Genomic DNA, 12,260 nt, shown 5'->3' on the forward strand with positions numbered 1-12,260 from the left:
CTTATAACTCACAATAATCAGTATTAGCTAAATTCTTACATGGGAAGCGCCATTGACGACCATCATTAATTAACAGTTCATCGGCTTCTTTTGGTCCCCATGTTCCTGCTGCGTAACCAAATAAGTGCTCAGGTTGTTCTTTATGATCAAGAATAGGTTGAACAAATTTCCAACAAGCTTTTACTGCATCAGTACGGGCAAATAAGGTTGCATCTTGTTTCATGCAATCTAACAATAAACGCTCATAAGCTGTTAGCATATTCATTGATTCAAGTTTATCGTAATGGAAATCCATCGATACTTCTTGCGTCTCAAAACCTGCACCTGGTTTTTTCAAACCAAAACTCATTAAGATGCCTTCATCGGGTTGAATACGAATAATCAACTTATTTTCAGCTGATTTAGCTGCAAATACTGGATGCGGTGTTTTCTTAAAATGAATAACAACCTCTGTTACACGTGTCGGTAAACGCTTACCTGTACGAACGTAGAATGGTACGCCATTCCAACGCCAGTTCTCAATAAACATCTTCATACCAACATACGTTTCTGTGCGTGAATCAGTATTAACGCCATGCTCTTGACGGTAACCTGGTAGATGCTTACCACGAACATCAGATTCAGTGTATTGACCTAAGACTAAATTGTTAGTCAAATCATCTTCTGATAAAGGCTTAAAGCTTTGCATCACTTTAACCACTTCATCACGAATCGAATCAGCATTAATAGCTGCTGGAGATTCCATACCTACCATTGCTAGAACTTGCAATAGGTGGTTTTGGAACATATCACGTACCGCACCCGCACCATCATAATAACCACCGCGATCTTCAACGCCTAAGGCTTCAGATGCAGTAATTTCAACGTAATCAATAAAATTACGGTTCCATAATGGTTCAAACATGCCATTAGCAAAACGGAAGACAAGTAAGTTTTGTACTGTCTCTTTACCTAAGTAGTGGTCAATGCGGTAAATTTGATGTTCTTGGAAACATGCGTGAATTTGTTTATCAAGAGAAATAGCCGATTCAAGATCATAACCAAATGGCTTTTCTACAATAAGATTTTTCCAGCCATCCGCTTCATCATTAAGACCATGAGCAGCAAGACACTCAGGAATTACACCATAAAGACTCGGTGGCGTTGCGAGATAAAAGACAGCATTGCCATGTGTATGGTGAGTATCTTTAAAGACATCTAAGCGCTGCTTTAATACGCCATATTGTTCAGCATCAGAAGTATTCAATGCCTGATAATATAAATGCTCACAAAACTTCGTTAATATCGCCGCATCTGTTTTTTCATTTTCTTCTAATGCAGAACGAAGCTTATCACGAAATTCCTGATCACTATATGCCGTACGACTAACACCTAAAATAGCGAAATCTTCTGGCAATAAACCATTAGCGTATAAATGATAGAACGCAGGGATTAGTTTTCGATGAGTCAAATCGCCTGACGCACCAAAAATTACAATTGCGTTATTTTCTGGTTTAACCATGTAATGTTCCCATTTATTTACAGATCATTCGATCTGGTACAGCAATCAATTGCTTGGTATAACGGGCGTTATTATGCCGTAATTTTCAATTTTTTATGCATTTTTCGTGATAAAAATTGAAAATTTTTGTTATACATTAATAATCTTATCAGTCAATATGTTACATCTAATCATTGTATTTATCGCTAATACACTAACATATCAGACAATTTATCATTATTTACTCTTTTATATATTGAGTATATTAACAATTATTATCAGCAGTGATAGACGAAAAAACCTATTAATTTGATAGGTTTTTTCGTCTATATAATAAGTGTAAGCAACACACCGTTTCACAGCGGTGTTTGATTAAAACCGTTTAAGTGTAGAAGAGATGATAATAACAATGCAATCGTTTACTTCAACAAAGACCAATGAAAAAACACCATATATCCTATTTTTGATCAGAACACCCACCGACTTTTATTACTGAAGCGCTTGCTCAACGCTTGATAACACACACAATGGCGGTTATTATGCCCGCAATTTCAGCCACCTTAACTTTGGTGGCTTTTTAGTTATTAAGCGTACCCATTCACGAATGATGCGCGAATATTTCATAGCAAGCAGGTTATCCCATGTCTAAATTTTTCTATAAAGGTCGCATCGAAAAGAAGCCAAAACACAGCAGCTGTGGCTACAACACGAAGCGCGAAACTAAACTTGGCACGGAAACCAATCCGCTCACATTGATAGTGAATACTGAAGAACGCCAACAAGAATTAGAAGTAGAGCTTGCAGAGCAACAGCTTTTTGCAACATTTACAATTAATGCTGACGTTGAAGAAGATATTGTGGATCTTACTGCAACATTAAACAAACCTACGACAACAGTGTTTGATAAAACACCTAACCGTAACGATCCTTGCTCATGTGGCAGTGGTCAGAAATATAAAAAATGTTGCGGTAAATAAAACGTCACTTAAAAACAGGGACCCTAAGTTCCTGTTTTGTTCTCTTCTAAATAATGGTACCTACTGCAAAAATAACGTCTTTAGGTATACAATCCCGCCACAATTTCTAAAGTAGATGTACATATGAGCAAAAAAAGTCAGGGTTACTCTTGCGTAGGCCTTTTTAACCCCAAAACACCTGAAAACGTCGGTTCGGTTATGCGAGCAGCGGGTTGTTATGGTGTCAACTCTGTCTTTTATACTGGCACTCGTTATGATCACGCTGCACAGTTTTGTACTGATACCAAAAATGTTGCGCTTGATATTCCATTAATTGGTGTTGAAGATCTAAAAGCAATTATTCCTGTCGGCTGTGTACCTGTTGCCGTTGATTTAATTGATGATGCAAAACCATTACCTGAATATAAACATCCAAAACGTGCATTTTATATTTTTGGTCCTGAAGACGGCACATTAAAAAAAGAAATTACTGACTTTTGTCGTGAAACTATTTACGTCCCAACAAAAGGCTGTATGAATCTGGCAGCAGCAGTTAATGTGATTTTATATGATCGCATGGCGAAGGGTGATAACTTCTCAAATCATAAATAAGTATTTTACTTATAAAAAACCACTGCAATAATCCATATTATCGCAGTGGTTATGTTTATTATCGTCCAATTCCTGTTTGTTCATAAAAATGACGTTTATCTTTATACATTGCTTTATCTGCAACTAAACAAACTTGCTCTGCTGAGTATTGATCAGTACTGGCATACCCAACAGCAAAATGAATTTCAACCTGTTTTCCATTTGGTAAACTAGCATAGTTAATTTGATCGCGTACTGTTTCTAATCGACGCCATAAAATGTCACAGCTGTCACAATCACCGGCCTCTAAAATAATGGCAAATTCATCACCACCAAGACGATAAACCTTATCTGTCAATCGACAGGTTTCAACTAATAACTTACTGGTTTCAATTAATAACGCATCACCCATACTATGACCATGTTGATCATTTGCTCGTTTCAGTCCATTAACATCAAGCATGAACAAACCAAAATGACGATCAGGATACCGATTAATTAATTGTATATGCTCTTCTAAATCTTTATCAAAAGCTTTTCTATTTGCAAGTCCGGTCAATGAATCAGTAATCGCAATACGCGCTAATTCTTCATTTAATAGTCGACCTTCTAATTCAGTAGCTAATTGACGAATAAATAGAGAAATAACTTCAAAATCATCATGTTCTAATTGTATATATTGCATCACTATCATGCCAACAATGTCGTTCTGACTGTTTTTAACTTTAAAACAATGCAAATACTTACCGTTATTTGGTACACAATAATAATCACTATAATGACTTTCAGGCTGTATATCTTGATTTTCTAAGCGAGATTGGTCTATGTTTTCACAAGCCCATATTCCCTTATTCCCAGTATAGCTTTTCATTGCCCAACCAGCCATCGGGTATAGAGCAACCACTTGTGTCATTACTGTTTCTATAATATCGCCAGATTGAAGTTCATGGCTAAATGATAATAATGATTGCAACATCGATCGGCGATTTTCTTCTCGCAATAATGATCGACTCAACGCTAAGGTCTTTTCTTCAACTTTTCGTTCTAACTCATCATTGAAATTAACCAATTGCAAGTTAGCTTGTTCTTTTTCTAAATAAGCAGCATTTAACTCTTTATTCGTCGCGGCTAAATCGGCCATTTGAGCTCGAATCGTTTTTGCCATATTTCGAATAAGTCGCTCAACCATAAAAAATTCAGCAAAGCGTAATTGTTTATTTGAGCTTTTGTATTCACCTCGAGAATAGGCCCTCACAACATCCATTAGCCCACCCAATGGACGCGCAATCCAACGATAGGTCAAACCCGCACTAAAAAGTGACAAAAGAATAATAATCACACCAAATAATGATATATATTTTAAAGAATTTATATAAGGATTCTCACCTAGATATTTATCCATATATACTTTCATTGTGTATTGGATCGGCTCTGAAATATATTTATTTTCTAATTTTATATTGATTGTTTTATGTATTGTTGGTGTGTTTTGATCTATTTTTCCTTGAGCAATAACAATCTCACTCATATCACCATCATGATCCATCAAATCAGAGCGATGATTTTGAAAGACAACACGTTCCCCATCTTTTAAATAAGGTCGTAATACCTTAACGATATTTTCAATTGGGACAACTATTATTAAATACCCCAAAGGAATACGCTTTAAGCCATTCGTCATCGATTGAAAAATAGGAACGCCAATGATAATTCCTCGCCGTGTTGGATTAAACTTTTTCGGCATCAAATCTTCATCGTTATAATAAAATACCCACTGGCGACCTTTACCATTGTTAGTTGATAAACGATACGTAAGAAGATCTTTTAATTTTAAAAAAGAAGATAAACCATGAATCCCATTGTAGCTTTCAACTTCCGACCATTGATCATCAACTAAGTAAGCAGCTTGAATTAATGGTGTATTTTTAACCAATGTCCCCAGCGAAGAACTTACATGGCCCGCAAGAAAGAAATTATCAATCGCCTGCACAAATAGTCTATCTCGTGATAGCACATCTAAACTTGTCGACAATAAAGAAAAACGATAATCAAATTCTTGTTCAATAGTATTAGATAGTCGATCTAACATGCCAATACGGTAATTCGCTTCCACATCGGATTGCTGCTTTAGAAGTAATCCTCCAACAATTGCAGCAGGTACAACAGCAATAATTAACATTAACAATGCTAATGATGATTTTAAGCGTAACTTCATCAATTATAATCCAAGTGCTGAATCTGTTTTATTGCCATTTTCTGCATATGTGCCGCAGCATATTCAGCTGTTGCACCTGCTTGATAACGCTGAAAACCTATAGCGATAGCCTGCCATGAAATAGCCATATTCAACGTTGATGGCATAAGCTTTGTTAGTGCCATTTGATGAAACATAACTAAATTATCTCCGGTCGCTTTCTGTCTAAGTTGCCTATAATACGTCATTGAGATTGGTAATAACTTGGTTTTTTCATATACCGCATGCTGATTTTTGGGTTGTTGAACAAATTCAGCAAAATCTTTAATTAATTCCTGTTTTTCTTTTGAGTGTTGTGAATTGCTAGGTACGGCCAATACAAATGTGCTAGACATAGGATGCATCGTTTTACCATTTACTTTAGGTAATACGGCTACACCAAGATTATCACCAAGCATCACTTTTAAATCATGATATGCCCAATCACCATTAATAGAATATGCACTTTTTCCTTTGATAAAATCTAGCTGCGAACAACGGTAATCACAGTTACGATTAACAATCCCTTGCACAGCCAAAGAACGATAATATTTTAGCGCTTCAACCATAGCTGGCGTATTCAGCTCAATTTTCCCATCAATGATAGGCCAACCATTAAATGCAGATAAGAAAGGAATAAAATAATACATATCATTATAATTCCATCCTATTGGCATAATATTTTTATCTAGAAATTGTTTTTTTTCTGAAATAATATTTCTAAAATCTGTGGCTGGCTTTGTCACATATTTTTTATTGTAATACAAGAGTAAAAAATTACCCTGAATAAGAGGAATACCCCAATATTTACCATCTAATTCTACAGTAGCCTTCACTCTTGGAGTCAACGATTCTGTATACCAATCACGAGGGATTGTCGATAAATCCATCAGATTATGCAACCCTAAGAAATCTGAAGGGATAACAATAAGATCGGGTAAACCGCCATCTTGGGCACTTAATAAAATTTCCGCTTTTATTTCTGATGGATCAAGCTGTATAATTGTTATATTAACATCATGATTTTTTTTATATTTATCCGTCATTACTGTTAAAAAATCACGATTCTGATGTGAAGACCAAATAGTTAAACTCGGTGTCGCTAATACTGTTTTTGTAAATAATAATATTACCAACAAAAAAGAAAAATGAACAGTGTTTAATAAATTATTTGACATTATATTAATAGTACCCAAACACATCTTGTGACATTTATATATGTCATATAAAATTTCATAGTAAATAACTTTCACTTAGATAAAAGTTATACTAAACAATTATCAATCAATGTACGTTAATAATGATTATAGATTATACCTAACACTAAAATCTAATTTGATATTAATCAATAATAATAATGTTTAATATCTATTGTCAGCAACAAATAAATCTTTATTATCAAACTAATCACACATCAATCTTATAAATATAGAAACTATAATTACCATGAATAAATATTTCAAAATCATGTTACCTTTATCGTTATTACTCACTCTATCTTGCGAGTCAAATGTAAGAGCAAGTCCTCATATTATAAAAGAAATCAGTGCATTACCTAACAAAAACACAAATCAAGTGAAACCTATTACAACAATAGAACAACAAAAAATGATTAATTTCGCCAAGAAATATATTGGTACTCGTTATGTTTGGGGGGGAACGACACCCAAAGGGTTCGATTGTTCAGGCTTCATTCAATATGTATACAAACACTCTCACATTTCAATTCCAAGAACCACCGCAGCATACACACAGTTATTCAATAAATCGATACCCTTAAAAAATGCACAAATAGGCGATCTTATTGTTTTTACTGGCACTAATTTAAAAATAAGAAAACCAGGTCATGCGGGAATTATTACAGAAGTAAAACCCGGATTAATTAAATTTATTCATAGTTCATCGTCTAAAAAGCACTTTGGTGTCACTGAAACGAGTTATTATCATAGCGGTTACCCAAAACGTTTCTTAGCCGTGATACAAATGCCTAAACCATAAAAAGGGAGTAATAATACTCCCTAAATAGCCTTTATGGCGCTACACATTCAGTTAATAGCCGTAAACAACCATAATCAGTTAACCAGTCATATTGCTGCTGATCTTTAACTAAAAAACATCCAGAGTAGTTAAGTGCATTAGCAAAAATATCACCAATATGATTCGTTAATCGAGGGATCACTAACATCCAATGCTCAGTTAATAGAATATTATAAGGCAAGCATTCTATCGGCTCATTAATATTCACAGTCACATTATTGGGCGTTAGTCCTAAATCATGCATTGCCGCCAGGTAACAAAAATACGCTTTCTCACTATTAATACGATCAAAAGTAAATAATTTATGCCTAAATGGTAGCTTACCAGACAGAATCATCTCTTCTAACGGTACTGCAGTCTTCATTAACTGCATATGTCGATGGCGCTGACTAGCACCAGCTTCTGATGCTGAGTTAAAAAAACCCAGTACATTGGGATATGTTACCCCTTGTATCCAAGCAGAAAAGTCATAAAGATCGAGTAGAGAAGATTGACTAACAAACGCCTTACTACAAATGAGTAAGTGTGGTTCTCCTATTGGGTATTTATTCAAGAGGCACACATGCTCATGCCCAACATTATCGACAAACATTTGCTCTTCATACGGCAGAAATGGATTATGTCCTGTCTGTCCTTGTTGTATTTTTTTAGTAAGATTACCATTCATGATCTTAATAAAAAAATCTATTCCCTGCTCAGAAACCACTGAGCTCATGGTCGCAATAGGCAGCAATACTTGTGCTTCTCTCGCATCTTTAGCAACTGTTAAAGCTTTATCCCATAACATCTACAACTACCTGCAACCATTCTAATTTATTAGAAAATAAAACAACCCTAATCACTCACCTAATAAAAAAACAGTAAGATTAGATCCCAAACATAGATTGTGTAATTTAATCTTTACACTTTTAGCAAAAAATCCACGTTGCTAAAAACGTCTTGATGATAGCCCTCATTACTGAAACTTTGTATGATTGCAGCAGCTAATTCTATCATCGTTTACGATATTACATCGTACTCCAAGCGGTTCATATAAATTAGTGATTTAACTTTATACTGGTCATATAAAGTGCTTTAAAGGGTATTTCAGATCGGTCAATCTATTACCCTACTCTCCTCATATCTCCAATTTTTATTTTAAAGATAAAAAACGCCCATTTATAACATCATGAGCGTTTCATGTCTGTTGCTCACTCACTAAATCAGTTGAGCGCCAATTAAAAAACAACCAAAGAGTAAACTCATCAACATTGCCAGTGAACCACCAGCAACTTGGTAGTCAGAGCTTTGCTCTACTGGTGTCGCTTGGCGAATATTGTGAATCATCAACATCGGTATGAAGACAGCGATAAAAACAAGAATCAGCCCTGCATAATTTAAGACAGCTAAAAATTGATTCGCGGCAAAGATCGCGCCAAGTAACGGCAAAATAAACGTCAAAACATAGGTTACAGCACGATTCTGTCTGAATAGATCCACATTCTGATCAAACAATGACATTGCCACACCTAAAAATGAAGTTAGTAAGGCTAAGCCAGTAAATACCGATAAAATGATATGTATACCAGAGAATCGCGTGCTTAATGCATCAATTAATACCGAAACATTATCAAATTTAACCAGTTGTTCTGCTGATAAACTACCAACAACCGCATATAACCACAGTAAATAGCAACTTAAAGGAATCAATGATCCTAGTAACACCATATTTCTTAATTGCTTATGGCTTGCTTTATCATTGTATGACACTAATGACGGTATAACGGGAAAGAAACCAAAACTAGTGAACAATACTGCACTGGTCTTAATTAAATCAATATTACTATTATTACTCGCTTCAAAAAAATGATTAAAACTCATACCGGGAATCAAAGCGCATAAGGTAATGATTAATACTGCAACCATGATTAAAAATAAAACACGATTCAGCTTATCAACGACGCCAGTTCCTGCGGCAACAATAAAACCAGCAAGTACAGTAAAAGTGATCTGGCTTTGTAGCATTGACAGATCAAAACCAAAACCAGTCGCTAACTTTTGAACTAAATCACCAGCGCCAATAATGTAAGCCATTAATAAACAAACTAATAATGCATACAACAATCCATTAGTGACTAATTGACCACCTTTACCCAATGTTTTTCGGGCAATAGTGTTCATCCCTAAGCCACCACCCACTTTAATACTGGCTTCTAATAATAATAAAGCAGCGTAAGTCGTGCCACTCCATATAAGTAACATTAATAAGGAACCAGATAACAAACCAAACTGTGCTAATACCATCGGTATAGCAAGCATACCAGCACCTAGCGCTGTGCCCGCAATAATCAGCGAACTTCCTAATAATTTAGTATTCATATTTTTCTCTTTTCTTATTGTTAGATATAGCAATCCATATATCTATAATCAGATACATGAGTCATAACCTGTGATTTTTAATCAATAACAAGTGCGGTTACAGAGAACCGTTACTAAATCGGAAACTAAAATAAGAGGCAGAAAAAAAGGCCATTACAGTACATACCGCATTAAAAGAAGACATATGCGATATCGATGATAAGGGGGGTTCATATTGGTGGTATTGCGTCATTATCGTACTCCTAAACGATGAAACTCAGTTTATTAGCCATATTCGGTCAGAATATAATCGCTGTTTCGGTCAAAACAGTGTGGTCAGCTAATAGCATCATACTAAAGCACATTGTTCAGGAATGGAATGAATGATTCTATTTCTGTTTCTATTCAACAAAAAAACCCAATCCGAAGACTGGGTCATGTTCATTTAATTAAGATATCAACGAATTTAGACGCTTAGTGTTGAATTATCATTCTGTTTTGGATTACTACCAAAACGGTTACTGCCTTCGGCACTGTTTTGCACCATAAAATAAAGCAGAACCAAAATACCAACAATTGGGATTAACATAATTAACGCCCACCAGCGGTACGATCTTGATCATGCAAACGACGAACAGTAACAGCTACTGTCGGAATAAAGGCAAAAACTGCATATAACGCGGCTAACACCCCATAGCCTTCCATCAAGGTTGGTAGCTGTAATGTTGTATCAACGAGACTGCATGCCATACTTATCAATGCGTTAATTAAGGTAAAAAACCAAAATTCTTTTCTGCGGGAACGCCCTTGAAATTGAGCATATTTACTAAGAACTAAAAAATACCAATTCATTCTTTTTCCTTGTTAATATTAATAACGCTTAATGCGAACAACTTTCATTATTTCAAATTCTAAGCCAGCAACAACAATGATGTCAGCGTAATAAGTCATATTGACTTTTGCACCAGTCAGCGTTTTATATTTTGACTTACGCTTAAATTTAAAAGGCACATTATAACCGTCTATCATCAACGAATGCTGTATCCATTCACCATCATCCCGTTGAGTATGAGAAGACACGGTTAAACCATCACTATGAATTAATTGTTCATGCTTAGCAATGAGCTTATCGCTTTCCGATTTCATTGATCTTCTCCCATTATTGGTGCTTTTATTAGATGCAAAAACAGAGAGCTAGGCTCTCTGTTTATTTTAATTGCTTAGCGTGAATATATTACTCTTAAAGAGGAAGAAATAAACCTGCTAACGTTGCACTCATTAAATTTGCTAAGGTTGCGGCAAAAATAGCCTTCATACCTAAACGAGCGATTTCAGGGCGACGTTTCGGTACGATGCCGCCTAACCCACCCATTAACATCGCAATAGAGGTTAAGTTAGCAAACCCACATAATGCAAAAGTAACTATCGCTTGAGAATGCTCACTCAGTTTAGCAATCGTTTCCGGTTTCATTAGCTCAGCAAAGGCAATAAACTCATTAACAGCAATTTTAGTACCAATAAGGCTAGCTGCCGTTGTCGCTTCTGACCAAGGTACCCCAATTAACCAAGCAACAGGTGCAAACAGGTAACCAAAAATCAGATTTAAACTTAGATCATCAATACCAACCCAATGACCAATATGACCAAGACCACCATTCACCATGGCAATTAAGCTGATAACAGCCAATAAACTTGCACCCACAGCCATTGCAATCTGTAAACCACTCAAAGCACCACGAGAAGCTGCATCGACTAAGTTAACGGGTTCATCTTCTTCACCGTCATCTTCTTCTTCCATGCTGTGTACACCTTCAGTTTGTGGCACGATCAGTTTTGCCATCATCAATCCTGCGGGAGCTGACATGAAGCTTGCTGCAATAAGATACTTTAATTGCACCCCTAACCCAGCGTAACCGACCATGGTGCCACCAGCAACAGAGGCTAATCCACCTACCATTACTGCAAATAATTCAGAACGTGTCATTCGCGCAAGGAATGGACGTACAACCAATGGAGCCTCTACAGAACCGACAAAAATATTCGCCGTCGCAGACATTGACTCAGTACGAGTAGTACCTAGTAAGCGTTGTAACAAACCACCAATACCACGAATCACCCATTTCATGATGCCAACGTAATATAATACGGAAATTAATGCCGAAAAGAAGACAATAGAAGGTAAGACATTAACCGCAAAAATAAAGCCCAGTTTAAATTGAGCCAACTGACCAAATAAGAATGATGTACCTTCATGACCGTAATCAATCACACCAGATACTGCGCCAGAAACACTATTTAACACCACACGGCCGACAGGCACATACAAAATAAAGGCAGCAAAAACGACTTGGATACAAAAAGCCCCTAAGACACTGCGCCAATTAACTGCTGAACGATTTTCTGAAAACAAAAAACCAACGATAAAAATAGTAATAATACCGAGCATGCCAATAAGATAATGCAAAGTCATTCCCCAATGTTTGGTGTAGTAAACGATTGCGGAGAGAGTGTATTCATAAAAAAAACTGTGACAAGGATCAAATTGTTATAACAAACAACAGTAATTTAACAAAATTCCATTAATTTGCCTTTTTTTTAAGCTAAGCAAACGAAAATCATTAGATTA

At 35.9% G+C, this 12,260-nt stretch carries 10 protein-coding genes and 1 pseudogene; 3 read left to right on the forward strand and 8 right to left on the reverse strand.

The window, feature by feature from the left end:
• Nucleotide 1 precedes the first annotated feature (1 nt).
• Nucleotides 2-1,501 carry a glucose-6-phosphate dehydrogenase gene (zwf, locus tag C9I86_RS03910; RefSeq protein ID WP_107275703.1) on the reverse strand — a complete coding sequence of 500 codons (1,500 nt, stop codon included), beginning with the start codon at nt 1,499-1,501 and terminating at the stop codon, nt 2-4.
• Between the two features lie 620 nt (nt 1,502-2,121).
• Here zwf and C9I86_RS03915 point away from each other — a divergent pair.
• Complete coding sequence (locus C9I86_RS03915; RefSeq protein ID WP_107275704.1) at nt 2,122-2,457, forward strand: PBPRA1643 family SWIM/SEC-C metal-binding motif protein; 336 nt, start codon at nt 2,122-2,124, stop codon at nt 2,455-2,457.
• Between the two features lie 123 nt (nt 2,458-2,580).
• The gene (locus C9I86_RS03920; RefSeq protein WP_080159184.1) at nt 2,581-3,048 is read left to right on the forward strand and encodes an RNA methyltransferase; all 468 of its coding nucleotides are present in this window, start codon (nt 2,581-2,583) and stop codon (nt 3,046-3,048) included.
• A gap of 58 nt (nt 3,049-3,106) precedes the next feature.
• On the opposite strand, the gene C9I86_RS03925 is transcribed toward C9I86_RS03920, so the two are convergent.
• Nucleotides 3,107-5,242, reverse strand: a complete 2,136-nt coding sequence (locus C9I86_RS03925) for a diguanylate cyclase domain-containing protein (protein ID WP_235865984.1) — start codon at nt 5,240-5,242, stop codon at nt 3,107-3,109.
• Nucleotides 5,242-6,438 carry an extracellular solute-binding protein gene (locus C9I86_RS03930; protein WP_107275705.1) on the reverse strand — a complete coding sequence of 399 codons (1,197 nt, stop codon included), beginning with the start codon at nt 6,436-6,438 and terminating at the stop codon, nt 5,242-5,244. Before C9I86_RS03930 ends, C9I86_RS03925 begins: the two co-directional genes overlap by 1 nt.
• A gap of 268 nt (nt 6,439-6,706) precedes the next feature.
• Between C9I86_RS03930 and C9I86_RS03935 the strand changes: the two genes are divergently transcribed.
• The gene (locus C9I86_RS03935) at nt 6,707-7,258 is read left to right on the forward strand and encodes a C40 family peptidase (protein WP_241956845.1); all 552 of its coding nucleotides are present in this window, start codon (nt 6,707-6,709) and stop codon (nt 7,256-7,258) included.
• A 31-nt stretch (nt 7,259-7,289) separates the two neighbouring features.
• Here C9I86_RS03935 and C9I86_RS03940 read toward each other — a convergent pair whose 3' ends face one another.
• The 5 genes and pseudogenes from C9I86_RS03940 to C9I86_RS03960 form a co-directional block, all read right to left on the reverse strand.
• A complete protein-coding gene (locus C9I86_RS03940) occupies nt 7,290-8,084 on the reverse strand; it encodes a phosphorylase (RefSeq protein WP_080159181.1) in 795 nt (264 codons plus the stop codon).
• Between the two features lie 410 nt (nt 8,085-8,494).
• Nucleotides 8,495-9,655 (reverse strand): amino acid permease, encoded by a 1,161-nt coding sequence (locus C9I86_RS03945; protein ID WP_080159180.1) that lies wholly within the window; start codon nt 9,653-9,655, stop codon nt 8,495-8,497.
• A gap of 445 nt (nt 9,656-10,100) precedes the next feature.
• Nucleotides 10,101-10,486, reverse strand: a pseudogene (locus C9I86_RS03950) (DUF805 domain-containing protein).
• A gap of 18 nt (nt 10,487-10,504) precedes the next feature.
• A complete protein-coding gene (locus tag C9I86_RS03955) occupies nt 10,505-10,780 on the reverse strand; it encodes a hypothetical protein (protein WP_080159178.1) in 276 nt (91 codons plus the stop codon).
• Nucleotides 10,781-10,874: 94 nt separating this feature from the next.
• A complete protein-coding gene (locus tag C9I86_RS03960; protein ID WP_369924974.1) occupies nt 10,875-12,104 on the reverse strand; it encodes a NupC/NupG family nucleoside CNT transporter in 1,230 nt (409 codons plus the stop codon).
• Between the last annotated feature and the right edge of the window lie 156 nt (nt 12,105-12,260).

The sequence above is a fragment of the Photobacterium sp. NCIMB 13483 genome (assembly GCF_003025475.1).
GTDB lineage: Bacteria > Pseudomonadota > Gammaproteobacteria > Enterobacterales > Vibrionaceae > Photobacterium > Photobacterium piscicola.